Source organism: Amycolatopsis sp. NPDC004378 (assembly GCF_053602455.1).
On the sequence record NZ_JBSGDR010000042.1, the window covers coordinates 26,739 to 44,213 of the forward strand.

The following is a 17,475-nucleotide window of genomic DNA, read 5'->3' on the forward strand; positions in this document are numbered from 1 at the left end:
CACCTTATCGCCGCCGTGAAAACTAAGCCTTGGACTTATCGCGAGCGCGTGCCCAGCCTGGAGGCATGGAACGCAAGACAGCCCTGGTCGCCGGGGCGAACGGGATCATCGGCCGCACCCTCGTCGAGCGCCTGCGGGCGGACGGCCGCTGGGACGTCGTCGGCCTGTCCCGCCGCGGCGGGCCGGGCACGGTCGCCGTCGACCTCCTCGACGCGGCCGACACGAAGGCGAAAATCGGCGACCTGACCACGACGACCCACCTCTTCTACGCCGCCTACCAGGACAAACCGACGTGGGCCGAGCTCGTCCCGCCGAACCTGGCGATGCTGACGAACCTCGTCGACGCGGCCGAGGCGGCGGCTCCCGGCCTCGAACACGTCAGCCTGATGCAGGGCTACAAGGTCTACGGCGCGCACCTCGGCCCGTTCAAGACGCCGGCCCGCGAGACCGACGCCGGGCACATGCCGCCCGAGTTCAACGTCGACCAGCAGGACTTCCTCGAACGCCGGGCGGGCGCGTGGACGTGGTCGGCGATCCGGCCGTCGGTGGTCGGCGGCACGGCGCTGGGCAACCCGATGAACCTCGCGCTGGTGATCGCGGTCTACGCGTCGATTTCGCAGGAACTCGGCCTGCCGCTGCGGTTCCCCGGCAAGCCCGGCGCGTACGACAGCCTGCTGGAGATGACCGACGCCGGCCTGCTCGCCGACGCGACGGTCTGGGCGGCCGGGCAGCGGGGCGCGTTCAACATCGCGAACGGCGACCTGTTCCGGTGGCGCGAGCTCTGGCCGAAGCTCGCCGCCTACTTCGGCCTCGAAACCGCGCCGCCGCTGCGGATGTCCCTCGCGGACGTCATGGCCGACAAGGGTCCACTGTGGACGAAGATGGCCGCGGAGCACGGGCTCACCGCGTCCTACGCCGACGTTTCGGCGTCCTGGGCCTTCGGCGACTTCGTGTTCGGCTGGGACTACGACGTGTTCGCCGACACGTCGAAGTCGCGGCGCGCGGGCTTCCACTCCTACGTCGAGACCGAGCAGATGTTCTACCGGCTCTTCGACGAGTTCCGGAAGGCGCGCGTGATCCCGTGAGCGTCAGCGCGTGGCTGTGGACCCGTTCGGCTGCGCGGGTCCCGGCCCCGGCGACCACCAGCCCCACACGGTCTTTTCCCCGTGCTCGACGTGCGGTGCCTGCCCCTCGGCGTAGGGCTTGATACGCATCAGCTGGCCCCACGGCTGTCCCGGCTCGCCCTGCAGGTAGCTCGGGACCTCGGGCTGGTCGGCGACTTCTTCGAGCCAGCCGAGCGGACCGCCGTGGACGTTGTTCGCCCAGCCTGCCTCGTCCTGGAGCGTGCCCGACGTGATCCGGTACTGCGGGACCTCGGAGATGCCGTCGTGCGAGGTCACCGGGTTCATCCGCGGGTAGACGAACGCCGCCGGCCAGTCCATGTACACCGGCGCGTCGCCGACCCGCTGCGTCAGCGTGGTGAACGTCGGGACGCGCGGTGCGGTCACCGCGACCCAGCCGTCGGAGGTCACGTCGTCGTCCTTCGCGACCACGCGGACGAGCGTGGCTTCCTTCGGCAGGTCACCGATCTGGACCCGCTGGTCGGCCCAGCTGCCCTTGCTCGACGGGTCGTTGTCGGACCCGGTGTCCGCGCCCGGCGCGTGCACCTGGTCGGAGTTGACGACCTTGACGCCGTCGGGGGTCTGCTTGCCGTACTCGAACCAGACGCTCTCCGCCTTGCCGGCCTTCGCCGCCACCGAGATCGCGAGCTGCGAGTTCGCCCGGTCCGCCGGCAGCTGGTACCAGGACGTGCGCAGCCGGCCGGTCCGCTCCTCCGCGCCGTAGCTGCTCCACATCGGCAGGGAGTTCGCGCTCAGCCCGTTCGGCGGCTCGTCCAGCGGGTCGTCGCTCGACTTCGCCTTGGTGTGGAACCCGGTGCTGGTCGGGCCGTTGTCCTGGTCGGCGGGCGGCAGTCCCGGGGCGGGCTGCCGCTGCACGACCGCCGCCGTCTGCGCCGAGACCGGCTTGAGCACGCTCGCCGCCGGGTCCTTTTCGACCATCACGTGGTCGGACAGGTTGCCGCTGGTGGTGAACAGGTGCTGCACGTTCGCCGCGCCGAGGCTGTAGCTGCCCAGCTGCTTCTCGATCGCCTTGCCCATACTGGCGAACTCGAACGCGACGACCACCCCGCAGATCACGACGAGCGAGATCGAACCGAGCTTCAGCGCGCGCAGCCGGCGTTCCTTCGACGGCGGCGGCAGCAGCACCGGCGGCCGGTGCGCCTTGAGGTTCTCCACGAACGCGATCGCCGCCGCGACGGCCGCCGCGAGCAGCAGCAGCGTCGAGAGGTGGTAGCCGTGCAGGGACGGCGCCTTGTCGAACCACGGCACGCCGATCGACGACACGAACCAGTACGCGTTCGGCCCGGTCGCCGCGAGCGCGGCGACCACCAGCAGCCCGGCCGTGAACGCGGCCCGGTTGCGCCGCGACCGCAGCACCGCCGAGCTCGTCGCGAGCGCGGTGAGTGCGGCCATCGCCGAGCCGACCGCCGCGAACGCGCCGAAGTGGTGCGTCCACTTGGTCGGGGTCAGGGCCAGCAGCAGGAAGAACAGCGCGGTGGTGCCGATCAGCCGCCGGGCCGGGCCGAGCGCGGCGCCCTGGATCCGGCCGCGGCGCAGCAGCACGACCAGGCAGGTGCCCGTGCAGAGCATGAGCAGCAGCACCGGGAAGCGGCGCGTCAACGACCCGTCGGCGTTGTCGGAGAACAGCAGCTGGTAGCGCGAAAGCTCGCTGTACCACGGTTCGTTCGGGCCGACCTTGCCGCGCAGGCGCGTCGCCTCCAGCACCGTGGCGACCGTCTGGTCGGCGAACACGACGACGAGCACGATGAACCCGGCCGCCGCGATCGGCGCGAGGACCGTGGCCCAGCCGGACTTGCGCACCCGGGCGCGCAGCAGCTGGAACAGCGGCCGCGCGGCCACCAGGAACGGCGCCACGGCGATGAGCCCGGTCGGGGTCGCGGCGAGCGCGAACGCCGCGGCGAGCAGGCCGAGGCACAGCGGCAGCAGGCGCCGCGTGACGAGGGTCCGTTCGACGGCGCACAGCGCGAGCAGCGAGCCCAGCGCGGCCCACGGTTCGGGGCGCACGCCGTCGTTGAACGGCAGCCACCAGACGAGGAACACCATCGCCGCGGCCCAGCTCGCCGCCGGGCTCTGCCGGACCTGGGTGCCCAGCCGCGGCATGACCTCGCGGCTGATCAGCAGCCAGCAGACCGCGCCGATGACGAACGACGGCAGCCGGATCCACGGCGGCACCGTCGACACCGTGGTCATCAGCTCGGTGAGGTGGTCGTTCCAGCCGAACGGCGCTTCGGCGACCCCGAACCACCGGTGGTAGTTGGTCAGGTAGCCGGTCTGCGAGGCCACTCTGGCCATGGTCAGGATGTAGCCGTCGTCCGAGGTCACCGGGCCGATGAAGACCCAGGCGCCGAGCACCCCGAACACCGTGAAGTCGCGTTTGGTGAGCTTCCACCAGCCGACCGGCGCCCAGCGGGGCGCCCTTCGCGCGCCTCCGCGGTCGAGCCGGTTCACCGCGAACAGGCAGCCGATGAGCGCCAGCACCCCGGCCACGCCGACCCCGGCCTTGAAGCCGGTGGGCGCGGACTGGTAGCGGGTGTCCGGCGTGATCGACACGTGCAGCCCGGTGATGGGGTCGCTGGCCGAAGTGATGTCCGTGTAAATCCCGACGACCCGCGGGCGTGAGTCGCCCGTCTCGTCGAAGACCGGGGTGCCGGCGACGGTCAGTTTCGTGTCCATCGCCGAGGAGGAGAACCGGACATCACAGCCGGTCGCGGGCAGCGGCTGGTTGGCGACCTGCTGGCCGCGGTTGAACGCGGTCAGCACGCCCTTCTCCACGCGGAGGAACACGCCCGCGCCGTTCCCGGTGCGAGCACCGGGAACGCTCGAGAACAGGTAGGCGCCCCCCGGCTTGCGCGCGTTGAGCGCCTGGATCGTCCGGCACGGCAGGTCGACCTGCATGTCCTGCGCCCAGTAACCGGTGAGCGGAGCGTTCACCGCGCGGGTGTCCGCGCCGACCGGCCAGGTGATCTCGGCGGTGTCCTGCACCACGGGCAGCAACGGGCAGGCGATCGCGCAGGCCGCCGAAAACAACCCGAGCACGACCACCAGCCAGCGCCAAAACCCGGTGCGGGAGCTGGAATCCCTTACGGGGTCAGGGCGTGGCTGTTCTTCGCCGGTCACTTCTTCGGAGACGACTCCGGGTGACCCACCGACCGTCCACACCGGGCGGACGCTATCACGCTGCTCGAGTCACCCCCGGGGCCCCCGCGCGCGCGGTCCGGTTTCCTTTCCGCCATGCGGATTTCCGGCCGCGCCACTACCATCGCGCGCGACCCGAACGGGTGAGCGGACCCGGAAATACCCTGACCTGCCGGGGAAATCGGGTTTCCGGTGAACTCCGTGCGAACTTTCCGTTGCGGTGGAACGAGTTTGTGAACACTGTGTTTCCGGATGCCCCGCGCACCCGGCCGGCTAGCCCCGGCCGATGAACGGCATGGTCGTCGCCGTGATGGTGAGGAACTGCACGTTGGTGTCGAGCGGCAGCGCGGCCATGTAGCGCACGGCGTCCGCGACGTGCCGCACGTCGAACGTCGGTTCGGCGAGGACGCGGCCGTCGGCCTGCGGGATGCCGGCGGCCATCCGCTCGGTCATCTCGGTGGCCGCGTTGCCGATGTCGATCTGCCCGCAGGCGACGTCCCAGGCCCGGCCGTCGAGCGAGATCGATCGCGTCAGGCCGGTGACGGCGTGTTTCGTCGCGGTGTAGGCGACGCTCGCGGGGCGCGGCGCGTGCGCGGAGATCGAGCCGTTGTTGACGATCCGGCCGCCGCGCGGGTCCTGGTCCTTCATCAGCAGGACGGCCTGCCGGGCGCAGAGGAACATCCCGGTGAGGTTGACGTCGACGGTCCGCTTCCAGTCCTCGACGGACAGGTCGGCGACGGTCCCCGCGGCGCCGATGCCGGCGTTGTTGAACAGCAGGTCGAGCCGTCCCCACGCCTCGCGGACGGTGGCGAAGAGGTGCTGCACGGAGTCCTCGTCCGCGACGTCCGCCGGAACGCTGAGCGCGTTCTCGTGGCCGCCGGCCGTCTCGGTGAGGGCGCTTTCGCGCCGGCCGGCGAGGGCGACGCGATAGCCGTCGTCGAGCAGGGCCCGCGCCACGGCCCGCCCGATGCCCGACCCGGCTCCGGTGACCACCGCCGTTTTCGGCATCACGCCTCCTAGACTGCGCCCATGGGACTTCGCGAAAGTTTCCAGGCCGGCCTCGCCCGGCAACTCGGCCACCCTAGCGGCCTGCGCGGGCGGATCGTGGCTCGATGCTCAACGGCCGCAACCGCGAGGCGGTGACGCGGGCCGTGTCGGCCCTCGGCCTGACCGGCGGGGAGACGGCGGTCGACGTCGGCTTCGGCGGCGGTCTCGGCCTCACGCTCCTGCTGCGCGAAGCGGGGGTGGTGCACGGCGTGGACGTCTCGGCGACGATGCTTTCCCGCGCCCGCGCCACGTTCCGCCGGGAGATCGCCGCGGGGCGGCTGCGGCTGCACGAAGGCTCGATGACGGCGTTGCCGCTCGAAGCCGGTTCCGCCGACGCGGTCGTCTCGACCAACACGGTGTACTTCGTCGACGACCTCGGTTCCGCGTTCGCCGAAGTCGCGCGGGTGCTCGCGCCGGGCGGGAAGTTCGTGCTCGGCGTCGGCGATCCGGACCTGATGGCCAAGTCCGCGATGCTGACCGGCAACGGCTTCCGGATCCGTCCCGTCGCCGAGCTGGAAGCCGCGCTGGACGCCGCCGGGCTGGCCCTGCGCGACCACGTCCGGTTCGCGCACCGGGGCCTCGGCTTCCACCTCCTGGTCACCGGCCCGGAATGACGGAACGGCCCGGCGAGCGCGCTGCTCGCCGGGCCGTCCGGTGCGGTGCCCCTTACTTGGCCGCCACGCCCAGCGCGGCGAGCGCCGGGCCGGCCATGATCACGCCGTTGCCGGTCACGGTGTCGAACCCGGGCGCGCCCAGGTCGATCGCGCTCGAGACCAGCGCGCTGCGGATCTCGGCCGGGGTCGCCGTCGGCTTGCCCGAGAGCAGCAGCGCCGCGATGGCCGCCGCGTGCGGGGCCGCCGCCGACGTCCCGAAGAACGGCTGGAACCCGGTCACCGACGTCGCCACGCCGTCGGCCGCCGTGATGTCCGGCTTGGCGCGGGTCGTGCCGCCCGTCGAAGACACGTTGCCCGGGGTGATCGCGGTGCCGTCGGCGTTGTAGAACAGGTGCCGCTTGCCGTCGGAGCTGAAGCGCTCCCACTTGCTGGCCGCCGTGAACAGGCCGGGGTACGGGCCCGCCGGGTTGGCCGGGTCACCGGTCTCCAGCGGCCGGCCGAACGCCGGGCCGGCCGGGGCCGCTGCCACGCTGAACGCGTTCGCCGCCGCCGAGTGGCCGTTCGTGACCCCGTTGGTGCTGAAGGCCTTGAGCGAACCCGAAGCCACGAACCGGCCGCGGATGACGTTCAGCGCGATGAACCGGTCGGCGCCGCTGTACTTGACCACCGCGACCTTGTAGCCGGAGCCGGTCGTCGGCACGTTCGCGATCTCGTACGGGTTCTGCGAGCCGGACTGGCTGTTCTCGCTGGAGGCCACGACGCTGCCCGAGGAGTTCAGGATGAACAGGTCGTAGTCGTTGGCGGACTTGCCCCACGGGTCGGACCAGAACAGCGTCACCGGCTTGCCGAGCGAACCGGCCGAAAGCGCGTCGAAGTTCTGCGTGGTGCTGCTCGGGTCGAAGTCGTGCGGGGTGCCGGTGACGCCGCTGATCTTCGTCGAGGAGGCGCGGAAGTCGCCCTCGTAGTAGCCGCTGGTGCCGTCGGTCGCGTTGCCCGAGTTGCCGGCCGATGAGAAGTACAGGACGCCGGCCGCGGTGACGTCGTTGACCGCCTGGGCGACCTGGGTGTCCTGGAACGGCGACTCGTCGAAGTAGGAGACGTCGTCGACGATGACCTGGCAGTGCCCGGTGGTCCGCAGCGCGCGAATGTTAGCGGCGAAGCTGGCTTCGCTGGTGAACGCCGTCGCGAAGCCGAGGGTCGCGTTCGGCGCCAGGTCGTGGACGATCTCGAGCATCGCGGTGCCCTCGTCGCCGCTGCCCTTCTGGCCGGAGAGGACGTCGACCGCGGGCAGCTCGCCGGCGCTCTGCGACTTGGCCAGGGAGTCGACGCCGTCGGAGAGCACGCAGACCTTGATGCCGGAACCGCTGACGCCGTAGGTGGTGCGCGCGGTGTCGGCCCCGTGGGCCTTGTCGCCTTCGGACACCTGTGTCGCGGCGGCGGCCCGGGCGGCCACGTTCGCGCGGGCGTCGCGCTCGGTCCAGGTCATCGCCTGCGAAGCGGGCTTGACCTCGGCGACGTCGGCGCGGCCGGCGATCGCGTCCACGGCGGACAGCGGCAGGTCGGCCCGGATGGCGCCGTCTGGCGAGGCGTAGCGGACGGTGCCCCCCGCGGCCTTGACCGCGTTCGCGACGGCCTGGTCGCGCGTCGCGGCGATGTCGACCGAGACGGTGCCGGCGGTGCTGACGCCGACGCCCGAACGGTAGTCGGGCAGCTTCGCGGCCAGGGTCCGGTCGGCGCGCAACCGCTTCTCGACGACCAGCTGGCTCGATTGCTTGCGCTCGGCGGGGGTCAGGCTCTTCTTGATGCCCTGCAGCGCGTTGATGCCCGCCTCGGTGCGCGCGGTCGCGGCGTCCACCGTGGACGGCTGAGCCGCCGAAACCCCCGTCGTCAGCAGCAGCGCGCCGACGGTCAGCGGAACCGCGTGCGCGGCGACCCGGCTGAATCTCACCATCGAATTTCTCCCTGAGGCACTCGGCCGTATGACACCCAACCGGGTGTAATGGGGAGAATCTAAGGAGTGACTTCGCGGTGGTCCACCGACCAAAGTCGGGAACGTCCGGTTGCCCACATGCTGGAACGATCACCGAAACGTGAGAACTGTTTTCTTCCGCCCTTGCCTCGTCACAGCGTCCGGATACGCGCGGTGGTCTACTTTGCGGTCAAGACGGTCAGTTCCGGCCACCGGCTTCGCCACCGGGCGGCTTTCCGTTCGTAGACCTCGCGCGGGGCGAGCACCGGGTTCGGCCTGACGACCATCGCGAAGAGGTCGTCGAGCCCGCTCGGGGCGTGGACCTGCCAGGTGCCGTCGGATTCGAGGCGGACGCCGACGCACGAGCAGACCGCCGGGAAAGCGGCGATCGCCTCCTCGGTGGTCGCGAAGGGGCGGCACGGGATGCCGAACTTCTTCTCGTACCAAAGGTGCACGCGGGCTTCGTTGCGCACTTCGACTTCGACAGGGAGGTCTTCGCACGCCCTCGCCACTCTTCGGATCACCCGGTCTTCGGCGTCCCAGCCGAGGTCTTCGGGATCGTGGTAGAAGAGGTCGTAGTCCCTGATACCCTGCGCGGCGTCGCGGCCGGTGAGGACGTTCCAGACGGTCTGCACGACGCAGCCGGCGGTCAGGTACCAGTGCGGGAGGCCGAATTCCCGGGCCCGGCCGAGCACTTCGACGAGAGTCTCGTTTTGCCGCAGCAGGTCTCGAAGACGATCGACGTCCGTCACCAACCCGGGCATTAGAGGTTGATCATGTGCCCCGCGAGGCCGTGCACCGCTTCCTTCACCGCTTCACCCAACGTCGGGTGCGCGTGGACGTTCCGCGAAACCTCGTGCACCGTCAAATCCCACTGCTGGGCCAAAGTCAGCTCCGGCAGCAGCTCGGTCACGTCCGGCCCGATGAGGTGGCCGCCGATCAGTTCGCCGTGGCGCGCGTCGCTGATCAGCTTCACGAACCCGCCCGCGTCGCCGAGACCTTGGGCCTTTCCGTTGGCCGTGAACGGGAACTTCGCCACCCGGACGTCGAAACCCTTGGCACGCGCCTGTTCCTCCGTCCAGCCGAAGCTGGCGATCTGGGGCTGGCAGTACGTCGCGCGCGGGATCATCGGGAAGTCGAGCTCCATCGTCTCCGCGCCCGCGATCGTCTCCGCCGCCACCACGCCCATCGACTCGGACGCGTGCGCCAGCATCAGCTTCGCCGTCACGTCGCCGATCGCGAAGATGTGGTCCACGTTCGTGCGGCCGCGGCCGTCGATCGCGATCGCGCCGCGGTCCGTCAGGGCCACGCCCGTCTTCTCCAGGCCGTAGCCCTCGACGCGCGGCTGGAAACCGATCGCCTGCAGCACCTTGTCGGCCGTGAGGACCTGCTGCCCGTTCTTCTCCGAAGAGACCGTCACCCGGACCGACGGGCCGGAGTCGTCGATCGACTCCACCCGCGTCGACGTCAGCACCTTGATGCCCAGCTTCCGGTAGCGGCGCGCCAGCTCCGCCGACACCTCCGCGTCCTCCAGCGGCACCATGCGGTCGAGGAACTCGACGATCGTGACGTCGACGCCGTAGTTGTGCAGCACGTAGGCGAACTCGACGCCGATCGCGCCCGCGCCGGCGATCACGATGCTGGACGGCAGCTCGCTCGAGAGGATCTGCTCTTCGTAGGTCACCACCCGCGAGCTGCGGGACGTGCCCGGCAGCAGGCGGGTCGTCGCGCCGGTCGCGATGATGCAGTGGCCGAACGTGATCCGCGACCCGTCCACCTCGAGGGTGTGGTCGTCGACGAACGTGCCGTGCCCGTCGAACTCGGTGATCTTGTTCTTCTTCATCAGGAAGTGCACGCCCTTGACGCGCCCGTCGGCGACCTTCCGGCTCCGCTCGTAGGCGGCCGTGTAGTCCACCCGGATCGGGCTGTCGGAAGAGATCCCGAACGCCGCGGCCTCCTGCGTCACCACGTGCGCCAGCTCGGCGTTGCGCAGCAGCGCCTTCGACGGGATGCACCCGACGTTCAGGCAGACGCCGCCCCAGTACTTCTCCTCCACCACCGCGGCGCTCAGCCCCAGCTGCGACGCGCGGATCGCCGCCACGTAGCCGCCGACCCCGGCCCCCAGTACGACGACGTCAAAGTGTTGTGCACTCATGTGCCCGAAAGTACCCCTTCCGGGGTCGCCGAGCGGGGTGACGCGGGCCTCAGGCCGCGGCCGGGCGCGTCTCGCCGCGGATCGTCTCGAGCAGTGCCGTCACCGCCGCCATGATCCGGGCCGTCGCCTCCTCCAGCACCTCGCGCGTCAACGGGCGGTCGCGCAGGTCCGACAGGTCCACCGGCGGCCCGGCCACCAGGTCGACCGTCTTGCGCGGGAACCCGCGCGGGACCCACGCCGTCGACGGCAGCAGGTGGTGGGTGCCCCAGTTGGCCACCGGGATCACCGGCGCGCCGGTCTCCAGGGCCGCGCGCACGATGCCGGTTTTGCCGCGCATCGGCCAGCCGTCCGGGTCCTTCGAGAACGTGCCCTCGGGGAAGACCGCGACGCACTCGCCGTCCCGCACCGACGCGACCAGGTCGCGGTAGGCCTCAGCGGCCGTCGCCGCGCCGCGGTAGACCGGGATGTGCCGTCCCGAGCGCATCACGCGGCCCACGACCGGCAGCTTCCACAGGGAGGCCTTCGCCAGGTACCGCGGCACGCGGCCGGCGGCGAGGCAGAACGCCGTCAACGTCGTCGGGTCGGCGAACGACAGGTGGTTCGACGCCACCAGCACGCCCCCGGTCTTCGGGATGTGGTGGGCGCCGCGCACCCGGAAGCGGGTCGTCTGGACGAGGAACTGCCAGACCACCTCGATCGCGAAGCTGTACCAGGCGCCCCGGCCGGCGCGGGCGAAGCGCCGGCCGTAGGCGATCATCTGGCGTCGGGTGAGGAGCTCACCTTCGGTGTCCAGGGCGGTCCAGCGGTCCATGACCGTCATTCGTAGCCGACGACCGGCCGGATCGGCCCTCGCGCACGCGGAACGCGGCGCAGATCACAATCGCTCGAGAACCACGACAGGAATCTCGCGGTCCGTCTTCTTCGCGTAGTCGTTGTAGTCCGGCCAAACGGCGGCCAGCTTCTCCCACAGCTTCGCGCGCTCTTCGCCCTCGGCCGTGCGCGCGCGGGCCTTGAACTTGTCGGCCTTGACCTGGACGCCGACCTCGGGCGTCTCGACGAGGTTGAAGTACCAGCCGGGGTGGTTCGGCGCGCCGCCCTTCGACGCCACGATCACCGGGTTGCCGTCGACTTCCTGGTAGATCAGGGCGAACTTGCGCTCCTGCCCGGTCTTGCGGCCCTTGGTGGTCAGCACGAGCGTCGGGACGCCTTCCTTCCACTCGTGGCCGACTTCGCCGTCGGTCTCCTCGTAGCGGCGGACGTGCTCGTCACCGAACAGCATGCGGGTTCCTTTCACGGTCGATCGGCAGTGGCGTACCCACTACTTGAACGTTCTCCTTGTTTGCAACACACTCTGCGCCGCCGATCTTCCCCGCGCGTTCACTCGAACGGGTCAGGTCCCCCGGCCAGCGGCTTCTCCGGGCCCACCCCCCTCCCAGTAGATTGCACCGACCGAGCACGCCGAGACACTCGAGACCGATCTTGGAGGAGCCAGCCATGAAGGCCCGGCCGCACGTGACACTCGAAGACGTGGCACGCAGCGCGAACGTCTCGCTCGCGACGGCGTCGCGGGTGCTCAACGGCACCGCGTCCGTCCGCGCCGATCTGCGGGAGCGGGTGTCCGCCGCCGCGGCCGAGCTGGCTTACGCCCCGAACGCGCACGCACAAGCACTCGCCGGCGGCACGCACCGCACGGTCGGCGTGATCTGCCACGACGTCAGCGATCCGTACTTCGCCGCGATCGCCGGCGGGGTGATGCGGGTGGCCACCGACAACGGGCTGCTCGTGATGCTGGCCGGGACGTTCCGCGACCCGGACCGCGAAGTCGCCTACGTCTCGACGCTGCGCGCGCAGCGGGCCGCGGCCATCCTGCTGATCGGCTCGGCCTTCGAAGACCGGGCGTGGGAACGCGCGATGGCCGCCGAACTGGAGCCCTACCGCCGCGGCGGCGGGCAGGTCGCCGCGGTGAGCCGGCACCGCGGGCTCAAGATCGACACCGTGCAGCCGGACAACAAGGGCGGCGCCGCGGCCCTCGCGAAGGCGTTGGCCGGGCTGGGGCACAAGCGGTTCGCCGTGCTCGCCGGGCCGCGCCGGCTCAGCACCGTCATCGACCGGCTGGCCGGGTTCACCGACGCACTCGCCGAACACGGCATCAGCCTGCACGAAGACGACGTCGTCGAGGCCGCCTTCACCCGCGACGGCGGCTACGAGGCGACGAAGCGGCTGCTCGCGGGCCGCAAGCGCAAGCTGCCGACCTGCGTCTTCGCCGTCACCGACGTGATGGCGATCGGCGCGATGACGGCGTTGCGGGAGGAGGGCCTGTCCGTGCCCGGCGACGTCTCGGTCGCCGGGTTCGACGACATCCCGGTGGTCCGCGACCTCGCGCCGGCGCTGACGACCGTCCGGCTTCCCCTGGAAGAGCTGGGCGAGCGCGCGATGGACCTGGCAATCAAGGGATCCGCGGGCACGCGGCCGCGGACGGTCCGGCTGTCGGGCGAAGTCGTCCTGCGCGAGAGCACGGCTCGCCCCAAGCGCTGACCGCGCGCACACCCGGTCGGGCCTTGTCGTGCTTCGGCACAGGCCCTACCGTGGAATCGGGAAAGCGCTTTCTGACTGACGCGGAGGTTCTCCGATGCTCCTGCTCCCGGTCCCCGGCGGCGGGCTCGTGAACTGGTCACCGTCCGGGCCGCCGCTCCCCGCGTCCCCCACCGCACCACCGGCGTCCCGGATCGCCTACGCGGCCGCACACGTCGTGGCGGACGCCCTGGCCGGCGAGCCGGACACCGTCGACTGGGACACCACGCTGGCCTTCCGCGAACACCTCTGGTCGTGCGGCCTCGGCGTCGCGGAGGCGATGGACACCGCGCAACGCGGCATGGGCCTCGACTGGGCCACCACTAAGACGCTCGTCGCCCGCACCGGCGCGATCGCCGCCGGGCGCCGGTGGTGCGCCGGCGTCGGCACCGACCAGCTGCCGGCCGGCCCGGCCACCCCGGCGTCCATTGTGGACGCCTGGCGCGAGCAGCTCGACCTGGTCGGCGGCGCGGGCGCGATCCCCGTCGTGATGGCCAGCCGGGCGCTGGCCGCGGCGGCCCAGGGCCCGGAGGACTACCACGCGGTGTACGGGAAACTGCTCTCCGAGGCGAGCGGCCCGGTTCTGCTGCACTGGCTGGGCGAGCAGTTCGACCCGGCGCTCGCGGGCTACTGGGGTCACGACGACGTCCGCGCGGCGGCCCGGGAGCTGGCCGCGTTGTGCGCCGAGCACGCGAACACCGTCGCCGGGGTGAAGGTCTCGGTGCTGGACGCCGAGGTCGAGACGGAGTTCCGGCGGGCGCTGCCGGCCGGCGTCGCCTGCTACACCGGCGACGACTTCCACTACCCGCGGCTCATCGCGGGCGACGACCACGGCCACAGCGAGGCCCTGCTCGGTGTTTTCGACCCGATCGCCCCCGTCGCCGCGGCCGCGCTGGCGCGCCTGGACGACGGCGACCGCGCGGGGTTCGAAGCGGCGCTCGAGCGCACGGTGCCGCTGGCCCGCGAGATCTTCCGCGCCCCGACCCGCCACTACAAGACCGGCGTCGTCTTCCTCGCCTACTTGAACGGTCATCAAGCGCACTTCCGGATGATCGCCGGGCAGGAGTCGGCGCGCACGATCACGCACCTCGCCACGCTGCTGCGGCTGGCCGACGAGGCCGGTGTCCTCGCCGACCCGGACCTGGCCGTCGCGCGGATGCGGCCGCTGCTCCAGGTCGCGGGGGTGGCGTGATGGACCCCCGGTTCAGCCTCAACCAGATCACCACCAAGGCCTGGTCCCTGCCCGAGGCGGTGGCCGGGTGCGCCGCGGCCGGCGTCGGCTGGATCGGGCTGTGGCGGGACAAGGTCGCCGAGACCGGCGTCGACGAAGCCGCGCGCCTGCTGAAGGAGCACGGCGTGCGGGTTTCGTCGCTCTGCCGCGGCGGGTTCTTCACCGGCGTGACGCCGGAGGGGTCCCCTGTGGACGGTGTGGCGCGGACCCGGGAGGCGATCGACGAGGCCGCCGCGCTCGGCGCCGGGGTCCTCGTGCTGGTCGTGGGCGGGATCGCGAACCACGACCTGGCCGCGTCGCGGCAGCACGTCGCGGACGCCGTGGGCGAGCTGGCGCCCTACGCCGGGGAGCGCGGGGTGCGGCTCGGCCTGGAGCCGCTGCACCCGATGCAGTGCGCCGAGCGGTCCGTTTTGTCCACTGTGGACCAGGCACTGGCCGTCGCCGCCGAGCACCCGGCCGAGCAGGTCGGGGTGATCGTGGACGAGTTCCACGTCTGGTGGGACCCGCGGATCGAGGAGTCGATCGCCGCGGCCGCCGGGCGGATCGCCGGGTTCCACGTGTGCGACGTGCTCGTGCCGCTGCCCGACCCGCTGCTGGGCCGCGCGCTGCCCGGCGACGGCCCGATCGACCACCGCCACCTGCGCGCGGCCGTCGAAGCCGCGGGCTACACCGGCCCGATCGAGGTCGAGGTGTTCAACGCCGGCCTGTGGGCGCGGCCGGGCGCGGAGGTGCTCGCCGAGGCCGTTGCGGCGTTCGAGCGACACGTGGCCTGACCGGTCCGGCCGCCGGTACGCTGGGTCCGTCAGGCGGACGGGGGTCGCTCGATGAAGGCGGAAGACGACGGCGCGGTCCGGAGCGTGCTGCGCGCGTTCGACCTGCTCGCCCTGTTCACCGAACGCCGCCGGACCTGGGCGGTCAAGGACCTCACCGCGGCCAGCGGCCTCGCCAAGACGACCGTTTTGCGCCTCGTCGCCACCTGTGAGCAGCGCGGCCTGCTCTGGACGCGGCCGGACGGGCGGGTCACGGTCGGGCCCGGGATGCTGCGCTGGGCGCAGCTGGCGAACACCGCGTGGCAGCTGCCCGAGCCGGTCCGCCAGGCGTTGCGCGAGCTGGCGCGGGACTGCGGCGAGACGGTCAACCTGTACGTCCGCAGCACCGAGGTGCTCGTCTGCGTCGCCCAGCAGGAGGGCTCGCGGGCCATCCGGCACGTCGGCCGGGTCGGCGACGAGCTGCCGCTGCGGTGCGGGGCCGCCGGGCAGGTGCTCGCCGCCGCGGCCGAGGGGCCCGCGGTCAGCCACGGCGAGCCGGAGGAAGGCGCCTCCAGCGTCGCCGCGCCGGTGTTCGACGCCGACGGGCGGCTGCTCGCGGCCCTGGCGGTCACCGGGCCGACGACGCGGTTCACCGAAGCGGCCGTGGCGCGGTTCGGCGTCGAAGTGACCGAGGCCTCACACCGCATTTCGCGGATCGGTTTCGGTGCGCGGCCGGAGTAGAACGTAGGCTCCCCGCATGCCGAACCTGCTGGTGGTGGAAGACGACGCGGCGATCGGCAGCGTGCTCGAATCGACCCTGCGACTGCACGGTTACCAGGTGTGCTGGCGCCGGGACGGCCGGACGGCCCTGCAGGCCGCCGAGTCCGGTGAGTTCGACCTCGTGCTGCTCGACCTAGGCCTGCCCGACCTGGACGGCGTCGAGGTGTGCCGCCGCCTGCGGGCCGCGCTCCCCTCGACGGTGCTGGTCATCCTCACCGCCCGGCAGGAGGAGATGGACGTCGTCGTCGGCCTCGACGCCGGCGCCGACGACTACCTGACCAAGCCGATCCGGCTGGGCGAGCTGCTGGCCCGTGTGCGGGCGCACCTGCGCCGCGGCGCACCCGCCGGGGCCCGGCCGCCGGTGACCGTCGGCGGGCTGACCGTCGACATCGCCGGCCGCCGCGCCACCCTGGGCGGCCGCGAGGTCGTGCTGCGCGCCAAGGAGTTCGACCTGCTCGCGCGGCTGGCCGAGCAGCCCGGGGTCGCGGTCAGCCGCGAGACGCTGATGTCCGAGGTCTGGGACGCGCACTGGTACGGCTCCACCAAGACCCTGGACGTGCACATCGCGGCGGTGCGCCGCAAGCTCACGGCCGCGGCCGGCCCCGGCGACGAGGTGCCCCGGATCGCCACGCTGCGCGGTCACGGGTACCGGCTGGAGGACCCCGCCCGGACCCTCGCCGAAGGGTAGCCGTGCGCCGCCGGATCATCACCCTGACGGTGCTCGCCGCCCTGGTCGCGACCGTGCTGTTCGCGTTGCCGCTGGGCGTGGCCGTGATGAAGTACTTCCACGACGACGCCGAGACCGACCTGGAGCGCGCGGCCGACACCGCCGCGCTGGCCGTCTCGGACGAGCTGACCGCGGGGCGGTCGCCGGTCGTGCCGGCGCCCGGGGACGCCGACGCCGACGCCGACGTGGGGGTCTACGCGCCGGACGGGCGGCTGCTCGCCGGGCGCGGGCCCGCGACGGGCGGGACGATCGTGCTGCAGGCGGCGGGTGCCCGGGTCGACGTCGTCGTCGGGCGGGACGGCGACGAGCTGACCCTGGCCGTGCCGGTGGTCAGCGGGTCGCGGGTGACCGGCGTGGTCCGCGCCGCGCGGCCGGAGTCCGCGCTGCGCCTGCGCGTCGGGCTGACCTGGCTCGGCATGGCCGGGCTGGCGGTGGCGGCGATCGGGGCGAGCTGGCTGATGGCCCGGCGGTACACCGCGCGGCTCGTCAGCCCCCTGGAGGAGCTGGCCGCCGCGGCCGGACGGCTCGGCGACGGCGACCTCACCGCCCGCGGGCCCCGGGCCGGGATCGCCGAGATCGACCGCGTCGGCGAAGCGCTGGACGCCACCGCCGTGCGGATCGGCGAGACCCTCGAACGCGAGCGCGCGTTCTCCGCGGAGGCGTCGCACCAGCTGCGGAACCCGCTGACCGGCCTGCGCCTGCAGCTCGAAGCCGCCTTGGAGACACCGGCCGCGGACCCGTACGCGGCGATCCGCGCCGGGATCGCGTCCGCCGACCGGCTGGAACGCACGATCGAGGACCTCCTCGCGCTGGGCCGCGAACGCCGGGCGCCGCGGGCCGAGCTGGACCTCGACGCCCTCCTGGAGGAAGTCCGGCAGTCGGGCGAAGCCCTGCTCTCGCCGCACGGGCGGGCGCTGCGCGTCACCCGGGACGACCCGCCGCCGGCGCGGGTGGCGGCCGCGGCCGTCCGGCAGGTCCTCGGCGTCCTGCTGGACAACGCGGCGACGCACGGCCGCGGCACGGTGACGGTCCTCGCGCGCGACGCCGGGGACGCCCTGGCCATCGACGTCGCCGACGAAGGCCCCGACCTGGGCGAAACCGACCCGTTCGCGACGGCCGCGGCCGGGCACGGGATCGGCCTTCGCCTGGCCCGCAGCCTCGCGGAAGCGGAAGGCGGCCGCCTCCGGCTCAGCCGCCCGGCTCCGCCGACGTTCACCCTGCTCCTCCCGGCCGCGGACCCCCCACCCCAGCCGTGACCGAAGAGGCATCACACGTGCTTGAGGAGGCATCACGTGTGTGGAGTTGCCCCGGTGAGGCGGACACGGGGTTTTCAGGCAGCTGAGGCTTGAGCGTAG

Annotated in this window: 15 protein-coding genes; 8 read left to right on the forward strand and 7 right to left on the reverse strand. The window is 72.3% G+C overall.

From position 1 onward, the window contains the following. Nucleotides 1–65 precede the first annotated feature (65 nt). On the forward strand, nucleotides 66–1,085 hold the full coding sequence (locus tag ACWEN0_RS48495; RefSeq protein ID WP_451988525.1) for an SDR family oxidoreductase: 1,020 nt from the start codon (nucleotides 66–68) through the stop codon (nucleotides 1,083–1,085). Nucleotides 1,086–1,088: 3 nt separating this feature from the next. Here the strand turns inward: ACWEN0_RS48495 and ACWEN0_RS48500 are convergent, their stop codons facing one another. Together ACWEN0_RS48500 and ACWEN0_RS48505 are read right to left on the reverse strand one after the other, a co-directional pair. Further along, nucleotides 1,089–4,178, reverse strand: coding sequence for an arabinosyltransferase domain-containing protein (locus ACWEN0_RS48500; RefSeq protein ID WP_451988526.1), 3,090 nt, complete (start codon nucleotides 4,176–4,178; stop codon nucleotides 1,089–1,091). A 372-nt stretch (nucleotides 4,179–4,550) separates the two neighbouring features. Beyond that, entirely contained in the window at nucleotides 4,551–5,285 is a 735-nt protein-coding gene (locus ACWEN0_RS48505; RefSeq protein ID WP_451988527.1) for an SDR family oxidoreductase, read from the reverse strand. Nucleotides 5,286–5,389: 104 nt separating this feature from the next. Here ACWEN0_RS48505 and ACWEN0_RS48510 point away from each other — a divergent pair, with 104 nt between their 5' ends. Beyond that, complete coding sequence (locus ACWEN0_RS48510; RefSeq protein WP_451988528.1) at nucleotides 5,390–5,938, forward strand: class I SAM-dependent methyltransferase; 549 nt, start codon at nucleotides 5,390–5,392, stop codon at nucleotides 5,936–5,938. Nucleotides 5,939–5,990: 52 nt separating this feature from the next. Here the strand turns inward: ACWEN0_RS48510 and ACWEN0_RS48515 are convergent, their stop codons facing one another. The 5 genes from ACWEN0_RS48515 to ACWEN0_RS48535 form a co-directional block, all read right to left on the reverse strand. Continuing rightward, complete coding sequence (locus ACWEN0_RS48515; RefSeq protein ID WP_451988529.1) at nucleotides 5,991–7,889, reverse strand: S8 family serine peptidase; 1,899 nt, start codon at nucleotides 7,887–7,889, stop codon at nucleotides 5,991–5,993. 197 nt (nucleotides 7,890–8,086) lie between these two features. Beyond that, on the reverse strand, nucleotides 8,087–8,671 hold the full coding sequence (locus ACWEN0_RS48520) for a nucleotidyltransferase family protein (RefSeq protein ID WP_451988530.1): 585 nt from the start codon (nucleotides 8,669–8,671) through the stop codon (nucleotides 8,087–8,089). Beyond that, nucleotides 8,671–10,062 carry a dihydrolipoyl dehydrogenase gene (gene lpdA / locus ACWEN0_RS48525; RefSeq protein ID WP_451988531.1) on the reverse strand — a complete coding sequence of 464 codons (1,392 nt, stop codon included), beginning with the start codon at nucleotides 10,060–10,062 and terminating at the stop codon, nucleotides 8,671–8,673. The genes ACWEN0_RS48520 and lpdA overlap by 1 nt, the downstream gene beginning before the upstream one ends. Nucleotides 10,063–10,111: 49 nt before the next feature. Beyond that, on the reverse strand, nucleotides 10,112–10,873 hold the full coding sequence (locus ACWEN0_RS48530) for a lysophospholipid acyltransferase family protein (protein ID WP_451988532.1): 762 nt from the start codon (nucleotides 10,871–10,873) through the stop codon (nucleotides 10,112–10,114). Nucleotides 10,874–10,936: 63 nt separating this feature from the next. Continuing rightward, the gene (locus tag ACWEN0_RS48535; RefSeq protein WP_451988533.1) at nucleotides 10,937–11,341 is read right to left on the reverse strand and encodes a nitroreductase family deazaflavin-dependent oxidoreductase; all 405 of its coding nucleotides are present in this window, start codon (nucleotides 11,339–11,341) and stop codon (nucleotides 10,937–10,939) included. Between the two features lie 215 nt (nucleotides 11,342–11,556). Between ACWEN0_RS48535 and ACWEN0_RS48540 the strand changes: the two genes are divergently transcribed. From ACWEN0_RS48540 to ACWEN0_RS48565, 6 genes are all read left to right on the forward strand, one after another. Next, nucleotides 11,557–12,597 carry a LacI family DNA-binding transcriptional regulator gene (locus ACWEN0_RS48540; RefSeq protein WP_451988534.1) on the forward strand — a complete coding sequence of 347 codons (1,041 nt, stop codon included), beginning with the start codon at nucleotides 11,557–11,559 and terminating at the stop codon, nucleotides 12,595–12,597. Between the two features lie 94 nt (nucleotides 12,598–12,691). Next, the gene (locus ACWEN0_RS48545) at nucleotides 12,692–13,825 is read left to right on the forward strand and encodes a dihydrodipicolinate synthase family protein (RefSeq protein WP_451988535.1); all 1,134 of its coding nucleotides are present in this window, start codon (nucleotides 12,692–12,694) and stop codon (nucleotides 13,823–13,825) included. Beyond that, the gene (locus ACWEN0_RS48550; protein WP_451988536.1) at nucleotides 13,825–14,637 is read left to right on the forward strand and encodes a sugar phosphate isomerase/epimerase family protein; all 813 of its coding nucleotides are present in this window, start codon (nucleotides 13,825–13,827) and stop codon (nucleotides 14,635–14,637) included. The genes ACWEN0_RS48545 and ACWEN0_RS48550 overlap by 1 nt, the downstream gene beginning before the upstream one ends. Nucleotides 14,638–14,688: 51 nt before the next feature. Next, complete coding sequence (locus ACWEN0_RS48555; protein ID WP_451988537.1) at nucleotides 14,689–15,354, forward strand: IclR family transcriptional regulator; 666 nt, start codon at nucleotides 14,689–14,691, stop codon at nucleotides 15,352–15,354. A 16-nt stretch (nucleotides 15,355–15,370) separates the two neighbouring features. Beyond that, entirely contained in the window at nucleotides 15,371–16,081 is a 711-nt protein-coding gene (locus ACWEN0_RS48560) for a response regulator transcription factor (RefSeq protein WP_451988538.1), read from the forward strand. A gap of 2 nt (nucleotides 16,082–16,083) precedes the next feature. Then, nucleotides 16,084–17,376, forward strand: a complete 1,293-nt coding sequence (locus ACWEN0_RS48565; RefSeq protein ID WP_451988539.1) for a histidine kinase dimerization/phospho-acceptor domain-containing protein — start codon at nucleotides 16,084–16,086, stop codon at nucleotides 17,374–17,376. Nucleotides 17,377–17,475: the final 99 nt, after the last annotated feature.

Coding starts and splice junctions, on each gene's coding strand:
- ACWEN0_RS48495 (WP_451988525.1), top strand. CDS start 66: ATGGAACGCAAGACAGCCCTGGTCGCCGGGGCGAACGGGATCATCGGC.
- ACWEN0_RS48505 (WP_451988527.1), bottom strand. CDS start 5,285: ATGCCGAAAACGGCGGTGGTCACCGGAGCCGGGTCGGGCATCGGGCGG.
- ACWEN0_RS48510 (WP_451988528.1), top strand. CDS start 5,390: ATGCTCAACGGCCGCAACCGCGAGGCGGTGACGCGGGCCGTGTCGGCC.
- ACWEN0_RS48515 (WP_451988529.1), bottom strand. CDS start 7,889: ATGGTGAGATTCAGCCGGGTCGCCGCGCACGCGGTTCCGCTGACCGTC.
- ACWEN0_RS48520 (WP_451988530.1), bottom strand. CDS start 8,671: ATGCCCGGGTTGGTGACGGACGTCGATCGTCTTCGAGACCTGCTGCGG.
- lpdA (WP_451988531.1), bottom strand. CDS start 10,062: ATGAGTGCACAACACTTTGACGTCGTCGTACTGGGGGCCGGGGTCGGC.
- ACWEN0_RS48530 (WP_451988532.1), bottom strand. CDS start 10,873: ATGGACCGCTGGACCGCCCTGGACACCGAAGGTGAGCTCCTCACCCGA.
- ACWEN0_RS48535 (WP_451988533.1), bottom strand. CDS start 11,341: ATGCTGTTCGGTGACGAGCACGTCCGCCGCTACGAGGAGACCGACGGC.
- ACWEN0_RS48540 (WP_451988534.1), top strand. CDS start 11,557: ATGAAGGCCCGGCCGCACGTGACACTCGAAGACGTGGCACGCAGCGCG.
- ACWEN0_RS48545 (WP_451988535.1), top strand. CDS start 12,692: ATGCTCCTGCTCCCGGTCCCCGGCGGCGGGCTCGTGAACTGGTCACCG.
- ACWEN0_RS48550 (WP_451988536.1), top strand. CDS start 13,825: ATGGACCCCCGGTTCAGCCTCAACCAGATCACCACCAAGGCCTGGTCC.
- ACWEN0_RS48555 (WP_451988537.1), top strand. CDS start 14,689: ATGAAGGCGGAAGACGACGGCGCGGTCCGGAGCGTGCTGCGCGCGTTC.
- ACWEN0_RS48560 (WP_451988538.1), top strand. CDS start 15,371: ATGCCGAACCTGCTGGTGGTGGAAGACGACGCGGCGATCGGCAGCGTG.